The organism is Collinsella sp. LCP19S3_B11 (genome assembly GCF_052121915.1).
GTDB lineage: Bacteria > Actinomycetota > Coriobacteriia > Coriobacteriales > Coriobacteriaceae > Collinsella.
Genome location: NZ_JBQKDI010000003.1, coordinates 106,928 through 132,398, shown reverse-complemented (window position 1 = coordinate 132,398; position 25,471 = coordinate 106,928). Strand labels below are relative to the sequence as shown.

Below are 25,471 nucleotides of genomic sequence, written 5' to 3'. Positions count from 1 at the left end.
TCGCTTGTTTTTTGTGTTCTAGCATACACTACCTGCCTGACTGATAAATCAGCCGTTTATCGGACGATATCGACCGTTCACCTGTAAATCCTTGTTGCTCATCCAAAAATGTCTTACGTTGTCATTAACGAAATGACAACGTTGTCATTTCGCAATGCCTTCCTTAAGCGGGAAGGTTTCCGGGCAGTCCTGACCATCCATCGACGACCAGTTCCATCCACATGCATCGCGCATCAAGTAGCAAAGGAGCTCTATGGACGCCATCGTAAAGATGCTCGAAAAGCATCAACCGTTCTTTGAGAAGATCTCGAGGAACATCTACCTCCAGGCCATCAAGGACGGATTCCTTGGGTGCATGCCCATTGTCCTCACCTCTTCGATCTTCCTGTTGATCGCCACCCTTCCTGGCGTAGTTGGCATCACGCTGCCCCAGCCGCTCATCGACTGGTGCAACAAGCTGTACAACTTCACCATGGGCGTTATGGGCATCATGGTTGCCGGCACCACCGCCAAGAACTTTACGGCTTCCATGAACCGTCGCATGCCCGCCGGCAAGGTGCTCAACGACGGCTCCACCATGGTAGCCGCCCAGTGCAGCATGCTGCTGCTCGCTGTTACGCAGTTCACCACCAAGTTCGACGGCTCCGAGCTTTCGGTCTTCGATTGCACCAGCATGGGTACGCGCGGTCTGTTCTCGGCCTATATCGCAGCGTTCATTACCGTTTGGGTTTATAAGTTCTGCGTCTCGCGCGATCTGACCATTAAGCTGCCCAAGGAGGTTCCGGGCGCCATCGCTCAGAACTTCCGCGACATCATCCCCTTTGGCGGCGCCGTCATCATCTGCGGCATCATCGATGTCGTCGTGCGCAACCTCATGGGCGTTCCGTTCTCCGAGCTGCTCATCAAACTGCTCTCCCCGCTCTTTACCGCTGCAGAAACCTATCCTGGCCTTATCCTTATCCAGGCAGCCACCGCGTTCTTCTGGTTCATCGGTGTCCATGGTCCTTCAATTGTCCAGCCGGGCATCGACCCCATCCGTCTTGCCAACCAGGCCGAGAACCTGCAGGTTCTGCTGGCCGGTGGTCACCCCGCCCATTCCCTCACCTTCAACATGTCGCTCGTGGGTGAGTTCGGCGGCACCGGCGCCACGTTCATCGTGCCGCTTCTGCTGATTCTCTTCATGAAGTCCAAGCAGCTCAAAGCCGTCGGTAAGGCTTCGATTGTTCCTGTTGCCTTCGCCGTCAACGAACCGCTGCTCTTTGGCGCGCCGATGATCCTTAACCCCTACATGCTCATCCCCTTTGTTGCCGCCGGCTGCGTCAACGTGAGTGTTGCCAAGTTCTTTATCGATAACGTGGGCATGAACGGCTTCTCCTTCGTGGTGCCTTGGGCTACCCCTGCCCCCATCGGCATTTTCATCACCACGAACTTCCAGCTTATCGCCTTGGTATTTGTCGCGATCATCATCTTGCTGGACGCCATCATCTACCTGCCGTTCTTGAAGGCATACGACAAGCTGCTCTGCGACCAGGAGGCCGAGCGCGCCGCCGAGCTGGGTCTTGAGTCCGACGGTGCTGCCACCATCGCCGCCAGCACCTCTGAGCCCGCCGTCGAGCCGACCGCCGCTGCCGCCGACAGCAAGCCTGTCGCCGATCAGCCCGAGTCCGCCGCCGATGCATCCGCCAAGAAGGATGTCGATGGCCTGAAGGTCCTCGTCCTGTGCGCCGGCGCTGGCACCTCTGCCATGCTTGCCAACGCCATCAAGGAAGGTGCCGCGCAGACCGGAGAGAACATCGCTTCCTCCGCGGGCGCCTATGGTCAGCACACTGCCATCATGGATCAGTACGACGTTATCGTGCTTGCCCCGCAGGTTCGTAGCTACTACAACGACATGAAGGCCGACACCGATCGCCTGGGCATTAAGCTGCTCGCCCCGCGCGGTAAGGAATATATCGACCTTACTCGCGACCCCGCTGGCGCCATCAAGTGGCTCCGCGAGAACCTCGACTAGTTCCTCCCTCTGTTGGTGCCCGGATCCCCAGTTCGGGCACCTCTCCCTATTCGAATCCCACAGAAAGGATGACTCATGACCAACCCCATGCAGTTCCCCGACGGCTTTGTGTTTGGCGGCGCCACCGCTGCTTACCAGGTTGAGGGCGAGACCCGCACGCACGGCAAGGGCAAAGTGCCCTGGGACGATTTCCTGGCCGCTCAGGGTCGCTTCTCCCCCGACCCCGCAAGCGATTTCTACAACAAGTACCCGGTCGATATCGACCTGTGCCAGCGCTTCGGCATCAACGGTATCCGCGTCTCCATCGCTTGGAGCCGCATCTTCCCCAACGGCACCGGTGAGATTAACCCCGAGGGTGTCGCCTTCTATCACGAGCTCTTTGCCACCTGCAATAAAGCCGGCGTTATCCCCTATGTCACGCTCGATCACTTTGATACGCCCGAGGCCTTTTACCAGGACGGCGGCGAGGGCTTCCTGACGCGCACGACGATCGACGCCTTTGTCGAGTACGCCAAGTTCTGCTTTGCCGAGTTCACCGAGGTCAAGCACTGGTTCACGTTTAACGAGATTCCCGCAACCGCCGAGGGCAGCTTTATCGTCGGCAACTGGCCGCACGGCGAGAAGTACCGCCTGGACAAGGCCTTCCAGCTCATGCACAACATGATGGTGGCCCACGCCAAGGCTGTCGTCGCCTTCCATGAGGGCGGCTTTGAGGGCGAGATCGGCATTGTCCAGAACCTGGAGCCCAAGTATCCCCTCGACCCCAACAACGCTGCCGACTGCGAGGCAGCTCGCATGGCCGACGTCATCAACAACCGCTGGGTACTCGACGCCACCTTCCGCGGCCACTATGCCGCCGACACCATGGAGGCTGCGACCAAGCTGGCCCATATCGCCGGCGGCGAGCTCGACGTCCGCGACGAGGACATCGCCGCGCTGACCGCCGCGCTCCCCTACAACGATTGCCTGGGCGTCAACACCTACAAGTGCCAGTTCCTGCGTGCTGCCGAGGGCGAAAACGACATCAACCACAATGGCACCGGCGACAAGGGCTCCTCGCGCTGGTTCCTCAAGGGCGTGGGCGAGGCATGCGTGCGCGAAGGCGTACCCACCACCGATTGGGACTGGATCATCTATCCCGAGGGCCTGTACGATCTGCTGCTCCGCATTAAGAACGATTACCCCAACTACAAGAAGATCTACATCACCGAGAACGGCATGGGCTATAAGGACGACTTTGAGGACGGCTTTATCGATGACGCCCCTCGCATCGACTATATGCGTCAGCATCTCGCATGGATCCTCAAGGCGATCGACGGCGGCGTAAACGTCGACGGTTACTTTGTGTGGTCGCTGCAGGACCAGTTCTCCTGGACCAACGGCTACAACAAGCGCTATGGCCTGTTCTACATCGACTTTGAGACCCAGAAGCGCTATCCCAAGGCGAGCGCGTACTGGTACAAGAACGTCGCGGAGACCGGCCTGCTCATGGCCTAGTTTTTGCCGCATACCCCCTGTCGGCCGCATACGAATCCCTCCACGGGTTCGCATGCGGCCTTTTTGTTTTGGCTCGGCCCGAGCAGGTCGTTTATCTCGATTTGTAACATCTAGCCGAATATTTCGGCCCTATCTGTTACAAATCGAGACAAACAGAACGCCCGAGCAGAAATATCTCAATCTGTAACATCTAACTCGCTTTTAACCGTCTAACTGTTACAGATCAAGACAAACGCCACAGGTCAATCCCTTTAATCTCAATCTGTAACATCTAGCCGAGTTTTCCGATCCCAACTGTTACAGATTGAGACGATTCGACGGTATCGTCCACATGGACACACCGTGGTACAATTGTGTCCCAACGTAAAGGAGGTACCTATGTCAGCTTGTGTGCCCGTCCGAGATATGAAGGACACTGCTGCATTCACTACGCTTGTTGAGTCTGAGCGCGACGTCACCGTAACCAAGAACGGCTACGAGGCCATGCACTGCATCAGCAGCGACCAGTATCGCCTCATGCAAGAAGAAATCGCCAAGGCAAAACTGCTGTCTCGTATGATGTTGGCAGAAGACGAAATATCGCAAGGCGACTACAGCGACTACGAATCCTTCGCGTCTTCGATACGAGACAAATATGACCTATAACGTCGTAATCCTCAAAAGCGCGCGATATGAGTACGAGAGTATTGTCGGATACCTTGCCCAAATCCTCAAAAATCCGCGTGCAGCAGGCAATTTTGTCGCTGAGTTTGAATATCAGCTTGATCTGCTTCGCGAGCAGCCGCTCCTACGTCCCCTCTCGCACATGCAAGAGCTGGCGGCACGTAATTACCGATCGTTTCCCATCAACAACTACGTGTGCCTTTATAAGTTTGAGCACGAAACAATCTATATCGCCCACATCTTTCATCAGTCACAGGACTACGCCCGTCTGGTCTAGCCCACAAGCTGAGTACTTGGCCCGAGCACATTTGCGTGTCATATCGCGTCACGTTGACGCGTAAAATGACGCGCAAATTGTTACGCGTCATCAAATTTGACGCACAAATGGTGTTTTTACTTATACGTGTCATTCTGCACGTCATATTGAAACGATAATCCCCGCGCCGGCAGGGGGGCAGAAGTATCGCCTGCAGCGTTAGCTAACAAATAACCTGCGTATGCTCCTCGATGGCGGCACGATCCTCGGCGGTAATACCCGGCTCGCACACCACGGCATCCAGGCTGTCCAGACGGCAGAAGGTGTAGAAGTCGCGCTTGCCGATCTTGCTGGAGTCGGCGATCAGATAGCGCGAGTCTGCCTTGCTAAAAGCGAGCTGCTGGATACGACCCTCTTCCATGTTAGATGTGGACACGTCGCCGTCCAAAATGCCGTTGGCACCGATAAACGCCGCGTCGATACCCAACGCACGCAGGGTATCCTCGGCCGTTGGTCCCACAAAAGCGGCGGTGCGGCGACGATACATGCCGCCCACGAGGCACAGGTCGCAGTCCTCTCGCGCCTCGAGCAGGTTAAACACCGAAAGCGAGTTGGTCACAATGCGCAGGCGGCACGCCGGCAGCATCGATGCCATCTGCTCAACCGTGGTGCCCGTACCCAAAAAGATGGTCGAACCTTCCTCGATAAGCTCCACGGCGCGGCGCGCAATCTGCAGCTTTTCCTCGGCATGCTTGGTGCGCTTTTCGCTGTGCGAGTACTCGTGGCGCAACATAGCGTGGGGACGACCCTGCGCACTGCGGGCGCCGCCGTGCACGCGCTCGATCTCGCCCAGGCTCGCAAGCTCCTCAAGATCACGGCGGATCGTCATATCCGAGACGCCCAGTGCATCCGAAATCTCCTTGACCGAGACCGTGCCCTGCTCCTCGAGCAGCTGACGAACCTTATCCTGTCGCTCCGCTTTAATCACGATGAATCCTCGCCGTTCTTTGCGCGCATATCATTCAAACAGTAACGAACAAATTGTATCAGACTCGTGCGCGTCAAAAATGAACGCCCGCACAGCTCCAATCATCACTTTTTTGAGAAAAATACCCCCTGCTTTAGTGGGATGTAGTGATAATCTCACCTGTTCGCGCTACAGTTTGTCGGAAATACCTCGATGTTAGGAACCAAATGATCACTTCTGAGCTTTTCGGCACCGCGCCGTGCGGTACCCCCGTTCATCGTTACACCCTCAACGGGCCCGAGATCTGCGTTCGCATTATGGACTATGGCGCCACCGTGCTGGGTATCGATGTGCCCGACATTCCCGGCAACGTGCGCGATGTGGTGCTGGGCTTCGATAAGCTCGAGGATTACTTTGACAATCCCGCCTGCTTTGGCGCGACCATCGGCCCCGTGGCAAACCGCACCGCGGGCGCCACGATCACCATCGACGGTACGGACTGGCATATGCCCGCCAACGAGGGCGCCAACAACCTGCACAGCGATCTTGAGCACGGCCTGCACAAGCGCGTGTGGGATGTTGAGCTTGACGAGGCCTACAACGCCGTGCGCATGACCACCTCACTTGAGGATGGCGAGTTGGGCCTGCCCGGCAACCGCACCTTTACGGCCGTGTTTACCGTGACGCACACCGGCCGCTTCCGTATCGAATATGGCTGCGAGAGCGACCGCGCCACGTACGTGTCCATGACCAACCACACGTACTTTAACCTTGCCGGCCATAACGCCGGCATGGACTGCGAACACTTCTTTGTTGCTAACGCTGCCCACTACCTGCCCATCGACGACCAGAACATTCCTACTGGCGAGATTGCTCCGGTCGAGGGAACACCGTTTGATTTTCGCGAGTTACGCCCCGTCGCGCCTGGCATGGAGGCCGACCATCCGCAGATTAAGCAGGCACGCGGCTACGATCACTGCCTGTGCATTGGCGGCTATCAGTACGGCCGCAATCTGCGCCGTGCCCTGCACGTCGAGGAGATGTGGACCGGCCGTGAGCTGGACTACTACACCACCGCCCCGGGCGTGCAGCTCTACACCGGCAACTGGCTAGGCGACGAGCACGCCAAGGACGATGCCAACTACGGCTGGGGCGCCGGCTTTGCCCTCGAGGCCGAGATGTACCCCGACACGCCGCACCAGCCGCTGTTCCCCCAGGGCATCGTGGGCCCGGGTCATCCCTACAGCAATGTGATCGAATACCACTTTATGAGGCACTAAGCCCATAACGCAACATATCGCACAGCAGCGCCCGCCGGCACACCGCCGACGGGCGTTTTTCTACCTAGTTGTAGGCAACCAGGCACATCTCGGCTTGAATGATTAGTGCATTTAACGTGAGAAAAGCCGTCAGAGCACTTGCGCGGATTTGCGATGTCCCGTATCATAGACAGCCGTTGACGCCTCAGCTGCGTCATCACATGGCCGCCAGCGTAGCTCAGTTGGTAGAGCACCGCTCTCGTAAAGCGGGGGTCACCGGTTCGAGCCCGGTCGCTGGCTCCATTGTACAAGACAGCCGCCTTCGGGCGGCTTTTTTGTTGCCGATTTTGAGTGCGCATGCCCACCCACGCATCGCAACAGCGTCAGCTCCCCTATTCAAAAACAGAAACCCCGTTAATCGTGATTCCCCTAGGGAAAACACGATTAACGGGGTCGTAGCGTGCTTCCCTTAGGGAAAACACGCCAGCATACGAACATCTCAGTCGGACAGTTCGCTACTCCTCCCAGTAGGCGTCTGCAAGCAGCTTAAAGCAGATCTTCTTGACCGGCTGCGCGCCATCGCCCGGGAACTCGAGCGTGGGCATGTGAGGCTCGCCGGCAACGAACAGCGCGAACTTGTCGTCGGCAAGATCGCCGGCGATCGAGGCGTCGGAATCGACCAGATCGTAGTCGTCCTTCTCGTCAAACTCCTGGACCAGCGTCAGGCTGCCCGTAGCGACCTTAAAGGCCTCGCGACCCTCGACGTCGATTTGCAGGTCGTGATAGCGCTGATGCGTCTCATAGTGAGCCTCGGCCTCGGGACGCGTCGTGGGAGCCATGACGTTCGCAAAGACCTTGTCGCCCAAAATCGGATGGCTGCCGACCTCGAGCTCCGCCGGGTCGTTCTCCTCGAGCCAGTCGATCAGCACGTCGAGGCCCTTGAGCATTCCGCGGTACTCCTCGATATCGCCCAATGCACCGTAAATCATCTAAATCCCCTCTCGGATCGTTTCTTTGGCGGTTACTCGGCAAACGCGTTACCGACGCTGTTGCCACCCACATACGTCTCGACCAGGGTAAGGTCGGGATTGAACACGACAGTATCGGCGTCGCGCCCCGGCATAATGCTACCGCACTTGTCGTTGGCTCTAACCACAAGCAAACAACCGATGCCAGAGCCGACGCCCAAGCTCTTACAGCTCGGTCACGACAACGCCGTTGTAGACCTCGTCCCAACGATCCATGACCAGATGACCGGTCATGGGATCCATGGCATTGAGCTTGCCGCAGGTGTTGGCGGTACGCAGCACCGTCTCGTCGTCCGCGCCGGCAGCGATGGCATGCGCGAAACCGGCGATAGTGGAGTCGCCGGAACCCGTAGCGTTAACGGCAGGAATATCGGGGGTCTTGGCACGGAACGCACGGCCGTTGTGGAAGCCCACGGAGCCGGCAGCGCCCATGGACACGACGACCCAGGGGATATCGGAGAAGCGGGCGTCAGAGGCGAGCGCAGCACGGAGCTCGTCCACATCGTCGGTGGTAAAGCTCGTGCCCAACAAGCCGTTGATCTCGGTTAGGTTAGGCTTGACCAGCTCGGGCTTGACCTCGGACTTGAGGGCAGCCTCAAGCGAAGCGCCCGAGGTATCGAGCAGCACCTTGGCGCCGGCGTTCTCGGCAATGCCCGTAATCTTGGCATAGTAGTCTGCCTCGACACCGCGGGGCAGCGAACCCGAAATAGTGACGACGTCGGCCTTGCTCGCAAGCTCGGTAAACTTGGCGGTAAAGGCATCCAGCTCCTCGGGGGCAATCGTCGGGCCGCTCTCGAGCAGCTCGGTCTGGTTGCCGGCGTGGAGGATGTTGAGGCAAATGCGAGTCTCTCCCTTGATGGGCACAAAGTCGTTGTTAATACCGTTGGCATCCATGAGCTCTACCATATAGGCGCCCATATGGCCACCGAGCAGACCGGTTGCCACAACGTCGTCGCCCAGCTGGCCCAGCACACGGGCCACGTTGAGACCCTTGCCGCCGGCGGTCTTTTCGGGCGTCACACGGTTGACGTCGTCGATAATGAGCTCATCGAGCTGATAGCGCGTATCGACAGACGGGTTCATCGTAACGGTGAGGATCATTTTAGCTCCTTATCTCGCGGGCTCCTTGGGCCTCGCGATACGAGTCGACAAAACGGAATTACAGAATCTCAATCGTGAACGAGCGAACGACGGTCTCCTTGGGCTTGGCGACAAGGCAGCCGCGCTTATGCTCAAGTACGTCGTCCTCATCGGAGCAGGTCGAGAGGCCGCCCCAGGGCTCAACTGCCACAAAATCGCCCTCGGGCTTACTCCACACGATGAGGTACGGGAAACCCTCAAAACTCAAGCGAACGCCCTTGTCCTCGCCCTTCTTGGAAAGCGTGACCTGACGACTCTCGAGCACGTCAAAGATGGTCTCCGCAAAATCGAAGAGCTCATGCGACAGGGGCAGCGTCTTTCCCACCATGGGATTCTTTGAACGGTTAGCTACATCAATCAAGCCAGTCGAGGGTACGGCGGTGCAAAGCTCCGCAGCCTCGTCTTTCTCGAAGCGCAACTCGTAGTCCGTATAGGCCTCGCCCTCGTCGAGCGGGCACCTAAAGCCGGGGTGTCCACCGATAAAGAACGGCATGTCCTCGGTGCCCTCGTTGGTCACCTCATAGGAAACGCGCACGGCAGCGTCCTCGAGCGTATAACGAGCGACAAGCTTAAACGGGTAGGGATAATCTCTCAGCAGCGCGGCGTTATCCTCCGAAGCCAGGCACATAGCCAGCTCGTTTGCGCTTTGGCTCAGCAGCTTCCACTCCTGTTTGCGCGCAAACCCGTGGCGAGCGAGCTTTACATGATGCCCGGCAAACGTCATGGCGCTGCCATCGCGCAGGCCTCCGCAAATCGGGAAGCAAATCGGTGCCTGGCCGGACCACACGGCGGGATCGCCCTGCCACAAGTACTCGCGGCCTCCGGCCTCAATCGAGGTAAACGAACCACCAGCCGTGGACACCTTAATAGAAATCGAATCGTTGGAGAGAGCGTATACCATTGCCCATCCTTTCGAACAACTGCTTTTGCTCGCAAGTATCCGTCTCGGCCCTGACCAAAGGACAAACCCGCACGCTCAACGATGTGTCCGGTATCCCAGCCATGCAACGGGGTACCATACAGACATTGATGCAATTACAGCTGGAAGGCCTTCTTATGCGAACCATCATCCTCTACGCCTCGCGCCATCACGGCAATACGAAAAAGCTCGTGGACGCCATCGTCGAGGCACACCCCGAGATCGATACCCTCGATGTCAAGGCGCTCGGCAAAAACGAGTATCCCAATCTGCACGAATATCATCTGATCGGTGTCGCCACGGGCATCTATTACTCCGAGATCGACAAGGACATGGCACGCGTGCTCACCAACGTGCTGCAGCCGCAGGACAAGGTGTTTGGCCTTATGACCTACGGCGGCAAAAACAAGTGGTACGGCAAGGATATCGATGGCATCTGCCGCATGAGGCAGGCCATCTTTATGGGTGTCTACGGCTGCCCCGGCTTTGATACGTGGGGGCCGTTCAAACTCACCGGCGGTGTCCAAAAGGGACACCCGACCGCTGAGGAAATTAAGGGCGCCGTCGACTTCTTCGACAAGATCGAAGACGAGTATGGCGACATCATCGTCGAAGAGTACGCCAAGCGCGAGAAGCGCCTAGCATACGAGAAGGAGCATCCTGCAGGAGGCCTGGTGGCCGGCGTTAAGCGCACGGTAAAGAAGATCGCTAACAAGCTGTAACTGTGAAGGTACTTTTGAGCGTTTAACCCATGCGGCGGGTCCGAGCAGATTCGGGCCCGCCGTCTTTTTCTATCGTTACTCGGTAAAGGCGTTACCGACGCTCTGACCGCCAACATACGTCTCGACGAGGGTGAGCTCATGGTCGAACACGACAAAGTCGGCGTCGCGACCCGGCATGATGCTGCCGCACTTATCCTCGATGTGCACGGAGCGTGCCGGCACCTCGGTTGCCATGCGAATGGCGATATCGGCACTGGCAATGCCCCAGTCGACGATGTTCTTAACGCCCTGGGCAAGCGTGAGCACCGAGCCGGCAATGCTCTTGCCGTCGGCGAGCCAGCACAGGTTGTCCTTCATGATGACGTCCATGCCGCCACTGGTGTAGCTGCCCTCGGGCATGCCGCCGCAACCCAGGCAGTCGGTAATGAGCACCGTATGCTGCCAGCCCTTTGCCTGCAGCAGCGCCTTGATAGCGCCAGGGTTTACGTGCTTGCCGTCACAGATGATCTCGGCGTAGGTCTCGGGCGTGGACATGGCAGCACCCACAACACCGGGCTCACGGTGATGCAGTCCGCGCTGGCCGTTATAGGTATGCGTAAAGCAGCTGGCACCGGCGTTGATGGCGGCGATGCACTCATCGTAGGTGGCGTCGGAGTGACCGATGCTGGTCACCACACCCTTGGCGTTCAGGGCAGCCGCATAAGCAGCGGCACCGTCGTGCTCGGCTGCCATGGCACTCTTAACGATGCGACCACCCGCAGCCTCCTGCCACTGATCGAAGACCTCCTCGGAGGGACCGATAAGATAAGCGGGGTTCTGCGCGCCCACGTGCTTCATGGTAAAGAAAGGGCCTTCCAGGTAGATGCCCTGAATGCGAGCACCGCAGAAGTCGGGGCCACGGCCCTCGTCCGCCTGAGCGATGGCAGCGCAGGCGTCCTTGATCTGCTCGACGCCATCGGTGAACGTCGTGGGCAGCCAGCTGGTGGTACCGCGACGGGCGAGCTCGGTCGAGCTGATATCGATGCCCTCGGGATCGTTATCGGTAGTCGAATGGTTATAGAAGCCATGGATGTGGGTGTCGACCATGCCCGGAGCGATCCACGATCCCGTGTAGTCCTTGATCTCGCAGGAGGGCTCGTCGGCCTGCCAAGCGCCAAAGACGCCGTCCTCGACCATAAGATAGCCGCCCAGTTGCGGGCCTGCCGGCAAGAAGAACTTGTCAGCCTTAATTGCATACGTGCTCATATGTACTCCTTACTTCTAAAGCAGTTGGCTGTGGTGATGTTTATACCCAGCTCACGTAAAACAAAAAGCGCCCGCCCGCCGTTATGAGCGGACGGGCGCCCTTACAGGGGGACGCGATTAAGCGGTGAAGGGGTGAATCGTCACGCCCTTGACCACGCGGTTGACCGTGCCGGTGGGGCTCGGCGTGTCGGGCGTGTTGCCCACGCGCACGGAGTTAAGCAGGCTGATAGCCTGGGCAAACATCACGAACGGCAGAGCAAGGTAGCCCTCGGGAAGTGCCTCGTAGCCCTTAAAGGTGAAGGACTCACCCTCGTAGACAGTAGCGCCATCCTGCTGAACGGCAACGGTGTGCTGAGCGATCTCGTCGCCACCGATCTCATTGAGGATGTCGATGTCGTACTGACGGGTGTAGGCGTCGTTGTTGACGAACACGAACACGAGGGTCTTGTCGTCGACGAAGGACTTGGGTCCGTGACGATAGCCCATGGAAGTGTCGTAAGAAGTGGCGACCAGGCCGTGAGCGAGCTCGAGGATCTTGAGCTGGCTCTCCTGGGCAAGGCCACCGAAGGAGCCAGAACCCAAGTAGGTCACGCGGTTGAAGTCTCCAGCGAGGTAATCGGCGACCTCGGGCTCACGGGAGATGACCTCCTCGCCCATCTTGGCGATGGTCTCGACCCACTCGGCCTTCTGCTCGTCAGAGGCAGTGTCGAAAATAAGGGTGGCGAGCAGGGTCATGCAGGAATAAGAACCGGTCATGGCGAAGCCCTTGTCGTTGGCGCGCGGAATGAGCAGCGTCAGCGCGTTGGGATCATCGGCAGACTCGACGGCGAGCTTGCCCTCGGGAGCGCAGGTGATGTTGAGGAATTTGACGTTGTGGACAAGCTCCTTGGCAACGGCAACGGCGGCAAGGCTCTCGGGGCTGTTGCCAGAGCGGGCAAAGGAAACCACGAGCGTGGGATCCTCGGCACGCAGGAAGTCGCGCGGGGCGCTCACGATGTCGGTCGTGGCAATGGGCTTAAAGTCGTAGAGATCAGTGTTGCCAGCGTGACGCAGGTACGGGGCGCAGGTATCGCCAACGTAGTCAGACGTACCGGCACCGGTGAAGACAACGGACAGACGGCCCTCGCCCATAGCGCGAGCCTCGGCCAGAAAGGCCTCGATGGTCTCCTTGTTCTCACGATAGATGTTGAGCGTATCACGCCAAAGCTCGGGCTGCTGAGCAATCTCGGCCGTGGTGATCTGGGCGCCGAGCTCGGTGAGCTCCTCGACACTCTTCTCGAACATTTCTAATACCTCTCTCTAGAAGTAATCCTCTGACGTGCAATTATACACTTCGGTTGGTTATCTGGTAGTAACCAGTTAAATGCAAGGAATCACCATATGGAAACGATGCGAACACTAGTTGCTACGCTGGTGGTAAACCTTGTATTTAAACTGATCGGCACGAGCAACCGAGAGCGTATACTCCACAACCTCGTTTGACTCGTTATACGTAGTCCTGACCAAATCGAGCACAGGCGACCCCTCGACAATTGCCAAAAGGTGGGCATCGGTGGGACGGGCTATGCTCGCATAGAACTCCTCTTCGGCCACGCGAATCTTTTGCTGAAAGTCCTGCTCAATCACATCGTAAAGCGGCTTACTCTCCAGCAGTGGTCGCTTTAGGGACAGAAATTGACGAACCGGCAGATAGCTGCGTTCGACCATCATGGGCATGTTGTCGGCAGAACGAAGGCGCTTGAGCTTAAAAATGCGATCACCGATATGCAATCCCATATGCTCGGCTAGATTCTTATCGGCCTCCATCTCACAAAACTCGAGAATCGTGGTCTCGGGGTCGCGACCCATCGCGCGCATCTGTTCGGTAAAGCTGTAGGACTGCATAAGATTGGTTGCCTTTGCCGAACGGTCGGTCACAAAGGTACCGCGACCGTGCTGCCGAACCACCAGTCCTAAACGCTCCAGTTCCTGCAGAGCCAGGCGTACCGTGGTGCGCGAGAGACCATAGCGCTCCGAAAGTTCGCGCTCGGAAGGAATCATGTCACCGGCACGATATTCATGGTCAATCTTTTCGGTCAGAATATCGACCAGCTGATCGTACAGCGGTTGCTTACGCGCCCCGATCGCCATCCTATCCTCCCATTTTCTCAAACTCGGCTACTACCTTGGGTGGTTAACATTATCTGTCTGCCACATCCGAATCATCAAGAAAACAAAAGCCGCGCGCTCTTTCGAGCACGCGGCTTTTAACATACACATGGCTTAAGGGGTCGGGGTGTGAGCCGCGTAGGGACACACCCCTCAAGCTAGAGCCTTACCAGATGCTCGGCCAGAGACCAAGCGGGCCAGCGCCCAGGATGCCCAGGACGAAGAGCAGCAGAATGCCCTTGGTCGGGGTCCAGCTGTGCTTAGCGAACATGTAGTAAAGCAGCAGCGTAAGCATAAGCGGGACGAGCTTCGGGACGATGGTGTTGAGGGTGTCGGCAACAGAGAAGTTGACCGGATCCTCGGTAACGGTGCCGTAGGTCACGGACTCCATGCCGTTGCCCAGATCGGTGACGCCGCACTCGACAGCGTTGCCGTCGGCATCGGAAGCGGTGAGGGCGTTGCCGTCCTTATCGGTCATGGCGATGGTACCGGCCTCAGCGGTCTCGGTATCGATGCCCTCCATACCGGTGAAGTTCTCGGCCTCCTTCTCGGAGACGATCACGGTAGTAGCGGAGAGGCCACGGGTGGTGCCGTTGGGAATCTGGAGGTTGATCTGGGTGCCACCCATGGTGACGACCAGGCAACCGACGACGAAGACGCCCATGATGGAAGCGGCGCGCGTGAAGGCCTGCATGTTGGCGGTCAGAGCGTCAATAGCGCTGGTGCCAAGCTTGTAGGACCAGTTCATGAGCCAGAAGCGCAGTGCGAACTGGACGGCGTTGAAGATCACCAGGAAGATGATCGGCGCAGCGGCGTTGCCGTTGATGGCCATGTTGGAGGTGATGCCAGCCGTGATAGGCACGAGCGTCAGCCAGAACAGGGCGTCACCGATACCACCGAGCGGGCCCATTGCGGCGACGCGGACGGCGCGAATCGTGGGGATGTCAACCTTGTTCTGCTCGAGCGAAAGCACGATGCCCATAACAAAGGTGACGAGGAACGGGTGAGTGTTGAAGAACTCCAGGTTGTGGCTCATGGAAGCCGCGAGGTCGTTCTTGTTGGTGTGGATCTTCTCCAGACCGGGGATGATGGAGTAGAGCCAGCCAGCGGCCTGCATACGCTCGTAGTTGAACGAGGCCTGCAGGAAGCAGGAGCGCCAAGCCATCTTGTTGAGGGTCTTCTGGTCGAGCTGCGGAGCAGGAGTGAGATCCTCGTAGTGCTCCGGGATCACATACTCATTAGATGCCATCTTCGAAGTCACCTCCGTCAGAAACAGCTGCACCCTTCAGCTCGGTCTGCTGCTGGAAGTCCCAGAAAGCAATGCCGAAGCCGATGAGAGCGAGGATGAGCAGGGCAGGAGTTGCCAGAGAATCGTTGGCAACGGTGATGATCGCGAGGCCAAAGCCCATGAGGAAGAAGCCCCACATATCGCGGTTCATCATAACCTTGAGCAGGACGGCGAAGCCGACGAAGCGCATCATGCCGCCTGCAGCGGAGAGACCGGTCTGCAGCCAAGCCGGGATGGCGGAAGCGATGGTCTGACCGATGGTAGCGCCAGCGATGAAGAACAGGGTGACGACGATAGCGAAGATCAGGCCGAGCAGAGCCATGGCGAAGTAGTTCAGACGCTCGATACCCTTGGTGTCAGCGTTGTGAGCCATGTTGTCCGCGGAGGACATGAGCGGCGACATAAGCGTGAAGACCAGGGTAACGCCGAGCTGACCAAGCAGAGCGAACGGAATGGCAAGGCCGACTGCCGCGTTGGGCTCGAGGCCCGTGGCGATTGCGAGAATGGCTGCCATGATGCCGCCGATGACGGCGTTAGGCGGCTGAGCGCCTCCGATCGGCATGTTGCCGATCGTCATGAGCTGATAGGTACCACCCACGAGAAGACCGGTGTTGAGGTCGCCAAGGATAAGACCGATGACGGCGCCGGTGACGATGGGCTGATAGAGAGACTCGAGGAAGTTGAACTGGTCGATTGCCGCGACGAACGTGACGATGAAGACCAGAGCGACCTGGATGATCGAGTATTCCATCTTGCTCCTCCTTTCAAAATGCATGTACGCACTTTTGATATCACGTACAGAACGTCAGGGTTTCACTCCTGACAATGTGGATCACGAGGATTACGAGAAGAGCTTGCTCGTGTCCTCAACAGGCGTGCTCGGAACGCGCCTGATCTCCAGCTCCACCCCCAATTCCTGCAGCTCTTTAAACGCAGCGACATCCTCGTCGTTAACTGCGACAGAGGTGGCGACTTGGCGCTTTCCTTCCGACATGTGCATGTTGCCGATGTTTACCTTCTTTATAGGCACACCGCCCTTGACGAGCGTAAGCACGTCTTCCGGTGTTTCGGCCACGATGAAGATCTTCTGGCGCGGGCTCGCCTTGCCGATGACGTCGATGGTCTTCTGCAGGGAGAAGAAACGCGTAGCGACGCCGGCGGGAGCGGCCATCTTCATGAGGTTCTGGCGCATGGTATTGGTTGACACGTCGTCGTTGGCGACGAGGATGAGGTTGGAGCCCAGAGTGGAGTTCCACTGGGTGGCAACCTGACCATGAATCAGTCGGTTATCGATGCGGGTAAGAAGAATGTTGGGTTCTGCCATGTTGATCAGCTTCCTTTCGCTATTTGCTGACGACAGTTACTTGATCTCCTGAATCGCGTAACGCGAAACATCTACGACGGCTCCGGATCGGACTTTGATCTGGACCTTCTCGCCTTCGATGCCCTTGACGGTTCCGTAGATACCGCCGGCGAAAAGAACCTCCTGACCCGGCTTGAGCTCGGTGTGCAGCTCCTTGAAGTACTTCTGCTTCTTCTTCATGTTGATTTGCGACCAGATGGTGTAAATCAAGCCCATGATGACAAGCAGGCCTAAAAGAGCGACCGAGGAGCTCAGGACGTTGGCTCCGAAATCGGCCATTAGATGCCGTCCTCGTCGCCGAAGATATCCTCTTCGTCGGAGCCGGCAACGGATGCGACCGTCTGGGCGGTGATGCCCGTCTGGCCAACGGTCACTGCCTGCTCGCCAAGCTCGGCGAGCGTGGCATTGCCGCGGAGGAACAGAAGCTCAATAACCATGGGGAGGTTAGTGCCAGTCAGAACCTCGACGTTGTCGACATCCTGGGCAATCATCATCGACTGGTTAAACGGGGTGCCGCCAAGCAGGTCGGTAAAGACGAGCACGCCATCGCACTCCTCGCGCATGGCGGTAATAGCGGCGCGGAGATCCTCACCGTAGGAAGCAGCCTGATCGCCCTCAAAAGGAACGACGGTAAAAGCGGGCTGGTCACCGGCAACCATAGCGATAGCGCTTGCGAGACCGGGTGCGAACTGTCCATGACCGGTAAGAATAAAGCCAACCATTCAAATTTCCCTTCCGAAGGTGTGTACGATCTGAGTCCGATGATTTTCGGAAGCCAGCGGGCGCTCGCCCTTAAAGCTTCTTGGAAAGCGTTCTTTGAAGACCAGTGGTTTCTCAACTGGTAGTAACCACGTGACGTGTTGTTGTCACTATATCACCCCAGAAGAGGTCGCTTTCGTTGATTCATACAGTAAAACGTTTTTGCACCGCTCACGGTGATATTTCGACCGTTTACCGGTCGTTAACACATCTACCTGCGGTTTTGAAACCGTTTCGAAATGCTTTGGCAAAAGATCGGATCTTTTTCCGTGTCTAAACAACGCAGGGCGGCTAAAAATAGCGTGTAGAAAAATTGCAGGTCATTGTGAAGATATGTGAATTGGTCTTTTTGACTTAATACCAGTCTGAACCAGTTTTGAGATTATCGGTGAACGGTCGTTTTCGACCGTTCACCGGTTACTTGCAATCGTTTGCAGTTGTTTTCCCAGATGAATTAGGGAGACCCGATGAAGCACGTGCGTGATCATTCAATCTGCCCTTTCCGTCTCAATAGATAGCCCTCCAACGCAAAAAGCCCCCTAGAACGATGTCCGCTCTAGGGGGCTTCAGCAAATATTTCGGCTTCGTACTCGAAGGCTCAGGTAATCTTTACGCAAACAGGCCGTAGATGCTGATATTGGCCTTGGCGTAGAGGCCGTTGGCGTACTCGGTCCACTTGGAGCTGGCGCTCGAAGCCTGCGAAGAGTACTGCTGGTAGGCGGTGTAATAGGCGGTCATGGCCTGCTTATAGGTAGCGCTATCGGCCGTAAAGGCATCGTCAGCGAAGGCCTTAGCGTAGGTGCTATCGGCGTCCTTCCAGGTACCCTTCTTGCTATCCCACTCGTCACCGGCAAGGTTGATGATGTAATCGGCGTAGTCCTTGCTCGCGGCGTCCTCGTTGCCGTCAGAAGGCTCGGTCGGAGCGATCGGCATGCTTGCGGAGCTATCGCCCACCTTCTTCTTGTAGAGCTTCTGCAGCGTTGCGGACTGGCGGACGATCTGCTTGGCCTGGTCCTTGGACACGCCATACTGCGTGGCCATGGTCTTGTAGTCCGAAGTGCCGATAGAATCCTCGGCGTACTTCTTCATCTCCTTAGAAGAGACGGTGATGCCCTCGTCCTCGGCGGCGTCGAGCAGGATCTTGTTGCGCACGTAGGACAGGATAACGTCGGCAGAGGGAGCGGTGTAGTTGCCATCGCTATCCTTGACGGTATCAAGGCTGTACTGGCTCTCGATGGCCTCGCGCGCGGTGATGTCGCTCTTCTTGCCGTTGTAGCTGTAGCTTGCCACGGTCGAATCGAGCTGGTCCTCGGTGAGGGTCGCCGAGCCGACGCCCTTGCCGCCAAAACCACCGTTGCCGATAAAGAAGCCGACCACAGCAGCGATCACGATGGCGACCACAAAGGCGGCAATGATCGTCTTCTTGTGCTTGGATGCGCTGTCGTCCACGTCGGAGTCATCGTCCTCGTCCTGCTCCTCAGGCATGAGGTTCTCGTCGGCGGCATCCGCGGCAATCTGAGCCTCCAGGCGGGAGTCCTCCTCCTCGGCGGTCGTGCCGGCAGCAATGTGCTCGGCAGACGTACCTGCGACCAGATCGATCTTCTCGTCCTCGTCACCGTCGGGGCCTTCGCCGCGCTCGATGATCTGGATGCCGTCGATCTCGTCCTTTTCGTCCTTCTTTTGAATCAGACCCATATCAGTTACTCCTTGTTAAGAAACATAGTCCTCAATAGAATACGCCCGACAGAGCGCCGGGCGTATTCATTCTCAGGTTATCCGCAAACGTATAAGTACCGCTTAGGCGTTTGAAGCCGTATCCCCTTAGGCAAGATGCGCGATAACGGCATCGGCAAAGGCCTGCGTGCCCACGGCGCCCTCAATGGAGCCGGTCTGGGCACGACGCACGTCACCGGTAACCTGCTCGCCCTCGTCGAGCGTGGCAGATACGGCGGCGCGAATGCGATTGGCAGCGTCGTTCTCGCCCAGATGATCGAGCATCATAGCCGCAGACAGAATCTCGGCCGTGGGGTTAGCGATATCCTGGCCAGCGATATCGGGCGCGGAGCCATGTGTGGCCTCAAAGATGGCACAGTCGGCTCCGATATTGGAGCCGGGGGCCATGCCAAGGCCGCCTACAAGACCGGCGCACAAGTCGCTGACGATATCGCCATACAAATTGGGCAGGACTAGAACATCGAAGTCGTTGGGGTTCTGAACCAGACCCATGCAGGTGGCGTCGACGATCTTGTCGTTGAACTCGATATCGGGATAGTTGGCAGCCACCTCGCGAGCCACGCGCAGGAACAGGCCGTCAGTCGCCTTCATGATGTTGGCCTTATGCACGGCCGTCACCTTTTTGCGACCGCAGCGGCGAGCATACTCAAAGGCGTACTCCACAATACGGCGACTCTTGGCGATGGAGATGGGCTTGATCGAGATGGCGGAATCCGCGGCGAAGGTTTTCTGACCCGAGCGCTCGACAAGCTGTGAAAGCTCCTCGACCTCGGCAACGCCTTCGTCGAACTCAATACCAGCGTAGAGGTCCTCGGTGTTCTCGCGCACGATAACCAGGTCGACATCGCGGAAGCGCGAGCCATCGCCCGGTTGCGACAGGCAGGGGCGCACGCAGGCGTACAGATCGAAGTACTTACGCAGGGCAACGTTGACGCTGCGGAACCCCGTACCGACCGGCGTGGTGATGGGGCCCTTGATGGCAACTTTGGTCTGGGCGACGGCATCGAGCACATGTTGGGGCAGCGGCGTGCCAAACTCGTCCATGACGCCGGCACCGGCCTCCTGGACGTTCCAATTGATCTGGACACCGGCGGCCTCGACCACGCGGCGCATGGCCTGCGTAATCTCGGGACCGATACCGTCACCGGGAATCAGGACTACATCGTGCGCCATAATCTGTTACTCCTCGTCTTCGGCGTCGTCAGATTTTTTAACGCTAGCACGCTTCTTCTTTTTGGCGAGATCCAGGCCAAAACGTTTAACAAGCATTTCGCAAATCTCGCTCGAACGGGCCTTGAGATAGCTGCCCTTGCCGTTCTCGGCATCGAACTTAAGGCGCAGCGCAAGCTTCTCGGCGATCTCGGCATCGATCTCGCCTTTGCCAAACTCGTACAGGCAGCCGAGCATATCGCGATACTCGAGATCACCGTGGTAGCACTGGATGGCCTCGTCCAGGATGGGCCAAGCCTCGCGCGAACGCTCGACGCTCGTGGCACCCCACACGCACAGCAGGCGGAAGGCGGCATAGCGCAGCGTGGAGGAAATCTCGTCAAACAGTGCGGTCTCGGCGCCCTCAAAGGCATCACCCAGCTGGTCGGGGCAGGTGGTGGCGAGCGCCGCCAGGGCATCGAGGACCTCCCAGCGAGTCTGAGCCTCGGGGCGGTCGAGCGCCTCGATCAGCGCGGGCACGCAGGGCACGACGCGCTGCGGATCGCGCTCGGCAAGCAGGTGCAGCACGCGGGCGGCAAACTGGCGGATACGGCGCGTGGGGCAGCCGAGCTCCTGGACCAAGCGGTCGACGGTGTTCTCGTTCTCCTCTGCCAGCTGAAGCTGTGCCAGCTCCTCGTCGGTGAGCTGTTCGTCTTTGTTTTCTGCCATAGTTACCTCTTCTTACTATTTCTTAGTGTGCCTGCCAGCACCCTTGCTGTCATCGGTGACCGAGATGAGCTGTCGGTCAGCCGCGCCATTGCGACGCGCGCGGCGGCGCTCCTCGGCGTCTCCTGCGTCGGCGGCGGCGCGATGAGCCTGGTTGACGTTAAAGACCTCATCGTGCTTGCGCCACGGACCAACGGACTCGCCAAAGCTCATCTTAAGGCCGGCGATAAAGCCGCCAAGCCAGCCGATCGGCGCAAACTGCACCAGCGGGAACAGCGAGAACACCCAGGTCAGCAGGACGACTGCCGCCGCTCCTGCAAAGTTGGCAATCCAGTAGTCGCGCTTGGTGACGACGCGCTTTTCGCACGCCCACTGGCCGCACAAAAAGCCAATGTAGATCGCAAAGAGAAAGAGCACTAGTGCGAGCACCACGAACGTCCAGCTCATGGGCGCTACTCCTCGTGATGGTGGCCGCAGCAGCACTCGTGGCCGTCGTCATGGCCGTGGCCGCCGCAGCACTCGTGGTCCTCGCCATGGTGGTGGCCACAACCGCACTCGTGGTCGTCGCCATACTCGCCGCAACCACAGCCTTCCTCGTGAGCACCATGCTCCTCGGGACGATACTGCGACCAGTCCAGACCGGCGGCAATGGCGTCGGCCTCCTCCTTATAGAGGACATTGATGGCCTGGGTACCCAGCTTGGCACCACCGATGGCGTCGAGCATGTCATAGAGCGTAAAGGCCACGTCGGCGCCGGGCAGCGCAAGCTCGCGGTCGTCGGCATAGGCGAGCGCCAAGCGCAGGTCCTTGATGAAGTGCTCCACCATAAAACCGGGCTTGTAGTCGCCGTCGAGCGCCTTGGGCGCCAGGCTCTCCATGGCACCGGACTTGCCGGTGCCGCCCAGGATCATCTGACGGGTCTTCTCCATATCAAGGCCGCTCAGCTCGGCAAACGCCAGCGCATCGGCCATGCCGACCATGCAGGCGCCCAGCGACACCTGGTTGGCGAGCTTGGCAGCCTGGCCCTTGCCGGCGCCATCGAAGCAGCAGATGGTTGCCGCAAAGGTGGAAAGGATATCGCGGACCGGGGCAATGTCGTTCTCGGTAGCGCCCACGATAGCCGTAAGCGTGCCGGCGATAGCACCCGACTCGCCGCCGGTGACGGGGCAGTCAAACGCCATGCGGCCGGAAACCTGGGCGGCCTCGGCAATGTCGCGCGCCAGCTCGGGCGAGCTCGTGGTGAGGTCGATTAGGACCGCACCGGGCTTAGTGCACGCGAGCAGACCGTCGCCCGCCAGGTAGAGCTCCTCGACCTCGGAGGGATAGCCCACCATGGTAAAGACGACGTCGGCGTTCGCCGCGGCATCTGCCGGCGTATCGGCCCAGACGGCACCGCGCTCAACAAGCGCTGCAGCCTTGGACTTGGTGCGGTTGTTGACCGTGACGGGATAGCCAGCGTCCAGAATGTGGCCGGCGATAGGGGCACCCATGATTCCGGTGCCGATAAATGCGACAGAGAGCTTGTTTGCCATGAAACCTTTCCTTTTGGGTTGGGTGTTATTACCAGGTTGAATACTCGTTGCCAGCGTTTGGGCTGTGAGTCGAGGGCGATTACGGACGCAGCGCTTGTCTACTGGCCGCGCACGCGGCGGGCGATGCGGTCGGAAAGCGACGCCTTGTCGGTGCGGTTCTTGCCCCAAAACGCGCAGGCCACCATGCCGGGGCCCACGTGCGAGCCGATGGTGGGGCCCACGGAGCTGCGAATGATCGTGACGTCGGCGCAGCCCTCCTCCTTGCGGATGGCGGCTTCGAGCCAGTCACCGTCCTTTTCGGCATCGGCCGTCATGATGGCGATGGGCATGGTGCGATCGGGCACGTAGTTCTCGCGGAACGACTTGAGGATGGACTTGAGCGCCTTCTTGCGGCCGCGGTTGACGCCGATCAGCGACAGCGAGCCGGCAAGGTCGTAGGAGAGCTCGGGCTTGACGTCGAGCTTTGCCGTGAGCTGCGCCGCCGCGGGCGGAATGCGGCCGCCGGCAGCCAGCGCATCGAAGCTCTCGAGCGTAAAGTAGCCGTGCACGTAGGTCTTGGCCTCGTTTGCCCAATCGACCAGCTGCTTGGCAGTCAGTCCCGCCGAACGCTGGCGCACGGCCTCAAGCGCCAGGAGCTCGCCGGTCGCGCAGGGCAGAGCGTTGTCGACCACGTAGAGCTCAAAGTTGGGATACTCGGCGCGCACGGCATCTGCCGCCTGGCACGCGGAGTTGTAGCTCGACGACAGCGCCGAGGTAAAGCACAGGTAAACCGTGGGCGTGCCCTCTTTGGCGCACTCGGTAAAGAACTCGATATAGCGACCGAGCGACACAGCCGAGGTGGACACGCGGGCACCGGCGCGCATGCGGTCGTAGAACTCCTTAGGGCTCATGCTCGACCAGATGTCGTCCGTGCGCTCCTCGCCATCGATAATGAAAGGGAAGCCCAAGATATCGACATCGAGGTTCGCGGCGACCTCGGGGTTAAAGTCGCAGCAGGTATCGACGACGATACGGCAACGGTCCGAATGACCGGCGGATGCGGCCTTGTCCATCAAAGCGACTCCTTACGTAAAAAAGGCGGCCACCCGCATGGGATGGCCGCCAACCGTTAACTCATGCAAGTTAACGTATTTTACTCGTCAAGTGTTTCGATGCGGGGCTTGATGATGCCATATCCACCATTCTTACGGTGATACACCACATTGATGAGGCCAGTCGTCGCGTTCTCGAACACGTAGAAGTCGTGGCCGAGCAGATCGGTCTGCACCAGCGCCTGCTCCTCAGTCATCGGGGTGACATCGATGACCTTCTCGCGGACGAGCAGGTCGTCGTCCTCCTCGGGCAGCAGCAGGTCGGCCAGATCCTCGACGCGCTCGACCGGTGCGACATCCGCGGCGCTGGCACCGCCCTGGCGGTTGTCCACAACCTTGGTCTTGAACTTGCGCAGCTGGCGGGTGACCTTATCGGCGGAGAGATCGATGGCGGCATACATATCTGCGCCGTGCTCGGCGACGCGAATCACAGAGCCGCGGGCACGAACCGTGACCTCGACGATTGCCGGGTTGGGATTCGAGGGGTTCTTCTCATAACGAAGCACGACGTCGACTGTCATGGGCTCGATATCGAAAACCTTGAGCGCCTCGCCGATCTTCTCGTCCACATGCGCACGCAGAGCATCGGTTACCGTCGTCTTGCGTCCAGAAACCTTGATATCCATACGTGGCTCCAATCTGCCTCGGGGACTTACTGTACTGGCTATGTACCCATTGCCGTGCATTTAATCACCCGAATTCCCAAAGGCCCGAATAACGACTGCTTGATACCGCATACCGAAGTCTCGCACTTTTCCGCGGCAAAGTGCGCTATATGAGGGCGTCGGCGGAGTTGGTTTTTCTCCTGGAAATTGCCCTTGAGCTGCTGGTTTTATCAAAATTGAAAAGCCGGGCTCCCCTATTGGGGAGACCCGGCCATGCGTGTTGAAACCGTGAAGAAGCGCCTTGTTCAATGTATGGCAGGCGCCACCCCTACCAATAACTAGCTATTGAGCTTGTTGATGTCATCGTCGGTGATGGCGCCCTCCTGACTAGACGACGGGCTGTCGCCGTTGTTATCGGAGGTGTCGCCATCGGAGGACTCGGTCTCGTTGGACGTGGATTCGGATGCCTGCACATTGGCCCCCGAAACAGTCTTGGCGGTAAGGTCATAGGGCATTTGGCCGTACCAGACGCAGTGGACCGCCTCGAGCGTGCCGTCGACCGTGATGTCGTCGAGGGCATCGCCCACGGCACGGCACAGCTCATCGTTAGAGCTAAGGCCTGCGACGCCAAGCGTGGAGGGCGTCTCGAGCGTGCCGACACAGGAGATCTGGCTCATCAGGCGCGCGAGGTAACCACCGGCCGTGGAATCACAGATCACGTAATCGACCTCGCCCGACTCGAGTGCCTCGAAGCACTCGTTGATGTTGGAGAAGGTCTTTTGGTTGGCCGTGATGCCCTGCTTGGCGAGCGCTTCCTGCGAGGCCGAGAAGGTCTGAACGCCCAGGGTAGCGGTGTTAAGCATTTCGGTGGAAACGCTCAACGACTCGCCGTCACTGCTCTTGCCGAATACGGCGGGGGCGTCGTACAGACAGGTGCCAAGCGAGCTGATATCGCCGTCCGTAGAGCTGACGTCGCCAATGAAGATATCGGCCTTTTTATCGCTGAGCGCGGAATCGGCCGAGGACGCATCGACAAAGGCGACCTTGAGACCCATGCGGCATGCGAGGGCACGAGCGGCATCGACCGCATAGCCCGTGAGGTTTCCGTCGGCATCCTGCATGGCTTGCGGGGCATCGGAAGTATCGAGGGCGACCGTCAGGGTTCCCGGCGTGACCAGGGCATCGTCCGATACCGTGGGGGTAACGGTCTCGCGCTCGATCTGGTCGATCGTGGGCGTCGTGAACGTGGACAGTGGATTGAACGCGCATCCACTCAGGCCCAAAACGGCAATGACCGCCGCGGTCCCAGCACCCAACCGAGCTGCATGCATCAAGCTGCCCCTCACCATGTCCGCTACCCTGCCTTCTG

The 25,471-nt window shown here is 58.7% G+C and carries 27 protein-coding genes and 1 tRNA gene; 7 read left to right on the top strand and 21 right to left on the bottom strand.

Annotated features, from left to right (window positions below; translation table 11 throughout):
- Nucleotides 1–253 precede the first annotated feature (253 nt).
- From ACTQV4_RS03165 to ACTQV4_RS03150, 4 genes are all read left to right on the top strand, one after another.
- The gene (locus tag ACTQV4_RS03165; RefSeq protein ID WP_441569272.1) at nucleotides 254–2,011 is read left to right on the top strand and encodes a PTS lactose transporter subunit IIBC; all 1,758 of its coding nucleotides are present in this window, start codon (nucleotides 254–256) and stop codon (nucleotides 2,009–2,011) included.
- A gap of 75 nt (nucleotides 2,012–2,086) precedes the next feature.
- Nucleotides 2,087–3,508, top strand: coding sequence for a 6-phospho-beta-galactosidase (gene lacG / locus ACTQV4_RS03160; protein ID WP_390398991.1), 1,422 nt, complete (start codon nucleotides 2,087–2,089; stop codon nucleotides 3,506–3,508).
- Between the two features lie 405 nt (nucleotides 3,509–3,913).
- The gene (locus tag ACTQV4_RS03155; RefSeq protein ID WP_441569271.1) at nucleotides 3,914–4,153 is read left to right on the top strand and encodes a type II toxin-antitoxin system Phd/YefM family antitoxin; all 240 of its coding nucleotides are present in this window, start codon (nucleotides 3,914–3,916) and stop codon (nucleotides 4,151–4,153) included.
- The gene (locus tag ACTQV4_RS03150; RefSeq protein ID WP_195240938.1) at nucleotides 4,143–4,448 is read left to right on the top strand and encodes a type II toxin-antitoxin system RelE/ParE family toxin; all 306 of its coding nucleotides are present in this window, start codon (nucleotides 4,143–4,145) and stop codon (nucleotides 4,446–4,448) included. The genes ACTQV4_RS03155 and ACTQV4_RS03150 overlap by 11 nt, the downstream gene beginning before the upstream one ends.
- A 202-nt stretch (nucleotides 4,449–4,650) precedes the next feature.
- On the opposite strand, the gene ACTQV4_RS03145 is transcribed toward ACTQV4_RS03150, so the two are convergent.
- Nucleotides 4,651–5,415, bottom strand: coding sequence for a DeoR/GlpR family DNA-binding transcription regulator (locus tag ACTQV4_RS03145; RefSeq protein ID WP_441569270.1), 765 nt, complete (start codon nucleotides 5,413–5,415; stop codon nucleotides 4,651–4,653).
- Nucleotides 5,416–5,621: 206 nt separating this feature from the next.
- Here ACTQV4_RS03145 and ACTQV4_RS03140 point away from each other — a divergent pair, with 206 nt between their 5' ends.
- The gene (locus ACTQV4_RS03140; RefSeq protein WP_441569269.1) at nucleotides 5,622–6,674 is read left to right on the top strand and encodes an aldose epimerase family protein; all 1,053 of its coding nucleotides are present in this window, start codon (nucleotides 5,622–5,624) and stop codon (nucleotides 6,672–6,674) included.
- A gap of 206 nt (nucleotides 6,675–6,880) precedes the next feature.
- Nucleotides 6,881–6,956: transfer RNA gene (locus ACTQV4_RS03135), tRNA-Thr, on the top strand.
- 212 nt (nucleotides 6,957–7,168) lie between these two features.
- Here ACTQV4_RS03135 and ACTQV4_RS03130 read toward each other — a convergent pair.
- From ACTQV4_RS03130 to ACTQV4_RS03115, 4 genes are read right to left on the bottom strand one after another with little or no spacing between them, the layout of a single operon-like run.
- Nucleotides 7,169–7,642, bottom strand: coding sequence for a YhcH/YjgK/YiaL family protein (locus ACTQV4_RS03130; RefSeq protein ID WP_117778978.1), 474 nt, complete (start codon nucleotides 7,640–7,642; stop codon nucleotides 7,169–7,171).
- Nucleotides 7,643–7,674: 32 nt separating this feature from the next.
- Nucleotides 7,675–7,809: a hypothetical protein gene (locus ACTQV4_RS03125; protein WP_441569268.1), complete on the bottom strand. Its 135-nt coding sequence runs from the start codon at nucleotides 7,807–7,809 to the stop codon at nucleotides 7,675–7,677.
- Between the two features lie 37 nt (nucleotides 7,810–7,846).
- Nucleotides 7,847–8,782 (bottom strand): hexose kinase, encoded by a 936-nt coding sequence (locus tag ACTQV4_RS03120; protein ID WP_441569267.1) that lies wholly within the window; start codon nucleotides 8,780–8,782, stop codon nucleotides 7,847–7,849.
- A 58-nt stretch (nucleotides 8,783–8,840) separates the two neighbouring features.
- Nucleotides 8,841–9,722, bottom strand: a complete 882-nt coding sequence (locus tag ACTQV4_RS03115) for an aldose 1-epimerase family protein (protein WP_154514986.1) — start codon at nucleotides 9,720–9,722, stop codon at nucleotides 8,841–8,843.
- A 155-nt stretch (nucleotides 9,723–9,877) separates the two neighbouring features.
- On the opposite strand from ACTQV4_RS03115, the gene ACTQV4_RS03110 reads away from it, so the two are divergent.
- Nucleotides 9,878–10,462 (top strand): flavodoxin domain-containing protein, encoded by a 585-nt coding sequence (locus ACTQV4_RS03110; RefSeq protein ID WP_229770598.1) that lies wholly within the window; start codon nucleotides 9,878–9,880, stop codon nucleotides 10,460–10,462.
- 75 nt (nucleotides 10,463–10,537) lie between these two features.
- Here the strand turns inward: ACTQV4_RS03110 and nagA are convergent, their stop codons facing one another.
- The 16 genes from nagA to ACTQV4_RS03030 form a co-directional block, all read right to left on the bottom strand.
- Nucleotides 10,538–11,707: an N-acetylglucosamine-6-phosphate deacetylase gene (nagA, locus tag ACTQV4_RS03105; RefSeq protein WP_441547002.1), complete on the bottom strand. Its 1,170-nt coding sequence runs from the start codon at nucleotides 11,705–11,707 to the stop codon at nucleotides 10,538–10,540.
- 117 nt (nucleotides 11,708–11,824) lie between these two features.
- Nucleotides 11,825–12,991: an SIS domain-containing protein gene (gene agaS, locus ACTQV4_RS03100; protein ID WP_441569266.1), complete on the bottom strand. Its 1,167-nt coding sequence runs from the start codon at nucleotides 12,989–12,991 to the stop codon at nucleotides 11,825–11,827.
- Between the two features lie 114 nt (nucleotides 12,992–13,105).
- Entirely contained in the window at nucleotides 13,106–13,837 is a 732-nt protein-coding gene (locus ACTQV4_RS03095) for a GntR family transcriptional regulator (RefSeq protein WP_427794005.1), read from the bottom strand.
- Nucleotides 13,838–14,021: 184 nt separating this feature from the next.
- Nucleotides 14,022–15,104 carry a PTS system mannose/fructose/sorbose family transporter subunit IID gene (locus ACTQV4_RS03090; RefSeq protein ID WP_138374505.1) on the bottom strand — a complete coding sequence of 361 codons (1,083 nt, stop codon included), beginning with the start codon at nucleotides 15,102–15,104 and terminating at the stop codon, nucleotides 14,022–14,024.
- Nucleotides 15,094–15,894 carry a PTS mannose/fructose/sorbose/N-acetylgalactosamine transporter subunit IIC gene (locus ACTQV4_RS03085; protein WP_154514996.1) on the bottom strand — a complete coding sequence of 267 codons (801 nt, stop codon included), beginning with the start codon at nucleotides 15,892–15,894 and terminating at the stop codon, nucleotides 15,094–15,096. The genes ACTQV4_RS03090 and ACTQV4_RS03085 overlap by 11 nt, the downstream gene beginning before the upstream one ends.
- A 90-nt stretch (nucleotides 15,895–15,984) precedes the next feature.
- Entirely contained in the window at nucleotides 15,985–16,467 is a 483-nt protein-coding gene (gene agaV / locus ACTQV4_RS03080) for a PTS N-acetylgalactosamine transporter subunit IIB (RefSeq protein WP_154514998.1), read from the bottom strand.
- Nucleotides 16,468–16,503: 36 nt separating this feature from the next.
- A complete protein-coding gene (gene yajC, locus ACTQV4_RS03075) occupies nucleotides 16,504–16,785 on the bottom strand; it encodes a preprotein translocase subunit YajC (protein ID WP_022094612.1) in 282 nt (93 codons plus the stop codon).
- A complete protein-coding gene (locus ACTQV4_RS03070; protein WP_117743271.1) occupies nucleotides 16,785–17,228 on the bottom strand; it encodes a PTS fructose transporter subunit IIA in 444 nt (147 codons plus the stop codon). Before ACTQV4_RS03070 ends, yajC begins: the two co-directional genes overlap by 1 nt.
- Nucleotides 17,229–17,874: 646 nt before the next feature.
- Complete coding sequence (locus ACTQV4_RS03065) at nucleotides 17,875–18,960, bottom strand: hypothetical protein (protein ID WP_441569265.1); 1,086 nt, start codon at nucleotides 18,958–18,960, stop codon at nucleotides 17,875–17,877.
- 126 nt (nucleotides 18,961–19,086) lie between these two features.
- Nucleotides 19,087–20,172 (bottom strand): isocitrate/isopropylmalate dehydrogenase family protein, encoded by a 1,086-nt coding sequence (locus ACTQV4_RS03060; protein WP_441569264.1) that lies wholly within the window; start codon nucleotides 20,170–20,172, stop codon nucleotides 19,087–19,089.
- 6 nt (nucleotides 20,173–20,178) lie between these two features.
- Entirely contained in the window at nucleotides 20,179–20,877 is a 699-nt protein-coding gene (locus tag ACTQV4_RS03055; protein WP_441569263.1) for a HEAT repeat domain-containing protein, read from the bottom strand.
- Nucleotides 20,878–20,892: 15 nt separating this feature from the next.
- A complete protein-coding gene (locus ACTQV4_RS03050) occupies nucleotides 20,893–21,321 on the bottom strand; it encodes a hypothetical protein (protein ID WP_427728604.1) in 429 nt (142 codons plus the stop codon).
- Between the two features lie 5 nt (nucleotides 21,322–21,326).
- Complete coding sequence (locus ACTQV4_RS03045; RefSeq protein WP_441569262.1) at nucleotides 21,327–22,406, bottom strand: NAD(P)-binding domain-containing protein; 1,080 nt, start codon at nucleotides 22,404–22,406, stop codon at nucleotides 21,327–21,329.
- Between the two features lie 98 nt (nucleotides 22,407–22,504).
- On the bottom strand, nucleotides 22,505–23,458 hold the full coding sequence (locus ACTQV4_RS03040) for a DegV family protein (RefSeq protein WP_427718953.1): 954 nt from the start codon (nucleotides 23,456–23,458) through the stop codon (nucleotides 22,505–22,507).
- Nucleotides 23,459–23,538: 80 nt separating this feature from the next.
- Entirely contained in the window at nucleotides 23,539–24,123 is a 585-nt protein-coding gene (gene hpf / locus ACTQV4_RS03035; protein WP_055285508.1) for a ribosome hibernation-promoting factor, HPF/YfiA family, read from the bottom strand.
- Between the two features lie 317 nt (nucleotides 24,124–24,440).
- On the bottom strand, nucleotides 24,441–25,433 hold the full coding sequence (locus ACTQV4_RS03030; RefSeq protein ID WP_441537215.1) for a substrate-binding periplasmic protein: 993 nt from the start codon (nucleotides 25,431–25,433) through the stop codon (nucleotides 24,441–24,443).
- Nucleotides 25,434–25,471 lie beyond the last annotated feature (38 nt).

What these genes read in the sequence shown, in the direction of transcription:
- ACTQV4_RS03165 (WP_441569272.1), top strand. Translation starts at nt 254, where the DNA reads ATGGACGCCATCGTAAAGATGCTCGAAAAGCATCAACCGTTCTTTGAG.
- lacG (WP_390398991.1), top strand. Translation starts at nt 2,087, where the DNA reads ATGACCAACCCCATGCAGTTCCCCGACGGCTTTGTGTTTGGCGGCGCC.
- ACTQV4_RS03155 (WP_441569271.1), top strand. Translation starts at nt 3,914, where the DNA reads ATGAAGGACACTGCTGCATTCACTACGCTTGTTGAGTCTGAGCGCGAC.
- ACTQV4_RS03150 (WP_195240938.1), top strand. Translation starts at nt 4,143, where the DNA reads ATGACCTATAACGTCGTAATCCTCAAAAGCGCGCGATATGAGTACGAG.
- ACTQV4_RS03140 (WP_441569269.1), top strand. Translation starts at nt 5,622, where the DNA reads ATGATCACTTCTGAGCTTTTCGGCACCGCGCCGTGCGGTACCCCCGTT.
- ACTQV4_RS03130 (WP_117778978.1), bottom strand. Translation starts at nt 7,642, where the DNA reads ATGATTTACGGTGCATTGGGCGATATCGAGGAGTACCGCGGAATGCTC.
- ACTQV4_RS03120 (WP_441569267.1), bottom strand. Translation starts at nt 8,782, where the DNA reads ATGATCCTCACCGTTACGATGAACCCGTCTGTCGATACGCGCTATCAG.
- ACTQV4_RS03115 (WP_154514986.1), bottom strand. Translation starts at nt 9,722, where the DNA reads ATGGTATACGCTCTCTCCAACGATTCGATTTCTATTAAGGTGTCCACG.
- ACTQV4_RS03110 (WP_229770598.1), top strand. Translation starts at nt 9,878, where the DNA reads ATGCGAACCATCATCCTCTACGCCTCGCGCCATCACGGCAATACGAAA.
- nagA (WP_441547002.1), bottom strand. Translation starts at nt 11,707, where the DNA reads ATGAGCACGTATGCAATTAAGGCTGACAAGTTCTTCTTGCCGGCAGGC.
- agaS (WP_441569266.1), bottom strand. Translation starts at nt 12,991, where the DNA reads ATGTTCGAGAAGAGTGTCGAGGAGCTCACCGAGCTCGGCGCCCAGATC.
- ACTQV4_RS03095 (WP_427794005.1), bottom strand. Translation starts at nt 13,837, where the DNA reads ATGGCGATCGGGGCGCGTAAGCAACCGCTGTACGATCAGCTGGTCGAT.
- ACTQV4_RS03090 (WP_138374505.1), bottom strand. Translation starts at nt 15,104, where the DNA reads ATGGCATCTAATGAGTATGTGATCCCGGAGCACTACGAGGATCTCACT.
- ACTQV4_RS03085 (WP_154514996.1), bottom strand. Translation starts at nt 15,894, where the DNA reads ATGGAATACTCGATCATCCAGGTCGCTCTGGTCTTCATCGTCACGTTC.
- agaV (WP_154514998.1), bottom strand. Translation starts at nt 16,467, where the DNA reads ATGGCAGAACCCAACATTCTTCTTACCCGCATCGATAACCGACTGATT.
- yajC (WP_022094612.1), bottom strand. Translation starts at nt 16,785, where the DNA reads ATGGCCGATTTCGGAGCCAACGTCCTGAGCTCCTCGGTCGCTCTTTTA.
- ACTQV4_RS03070 (WP_117743271.1), bottom strand. Translation starts at nt 17,228, where the DNA reads ATGGTTGGCTTTATTCTTACCGGTCATGGACAGTTCGCACCCGGTCTC.
- ACTQV4_RS03065 (WP_441569265.1), bottom strand. Translation starts at nt 18,960, where the DNA reads ATGGGTCTGATTCAAAAGAAGGACGAAAAGGACGAGATCGACGGCATC.
- ACTQV4_RS03060 (WP_441569264.1), bottom strand. Translation starts at nt 20,172, where the DNA reads ATGGCGCACGATGTAGTCCTGATTCCCGGTGACGGTATCGGTCCCGAG.
- ACTQV4_RS03055 (WP_441569263.1), bottom strand. Translation starts at nt 20,877, where the DNA reads ATGGCAGAAAACAAAGACGAACAGCTCACCGACGAGGAGCTGGCACAG.
- ACTQV4_RS03050 (WP_427728604.1), bottom strand. Translation starts at nt 21,321, where the DNA reads ATGAGCTGGACGTTCGTGGTGCTCGCACTAGTGCTCTTTCTCTTTGCG.
- ACTQV4_RS03045 (WP_441569262.1), bottom strand. Translation starts at nt 22,406, where the DNA reads ATGGCAAACAAGCTCTCTGTCGCATTTATCGGCACCGGAATCATGGGT.
- ACTQV4_RS03040 (WP_427718953.1), bottom strand. Translation starts at nt 23,458, where the DNA reads ATGGACAAGGCCGCATCCGCCGGTCATTCGGACCGTTGCCGTATCGTC.
- hpf (WP_055285508.1), bottom strand. Translation starts at nt 24,123, where the DNA reads ATGGATATCAAGGTTTCTGGACGCAAGACGACGGTAACCGATGCTCTG.
- ACTQV4_RS03030 (WP_441537215.1), bottom strand. Translation starts at nt 25,433, where the DNA reads ATGCATGCAGCTCGGTTGGGTGCTGGGACCGCGGCGGTCATTGCCGTT.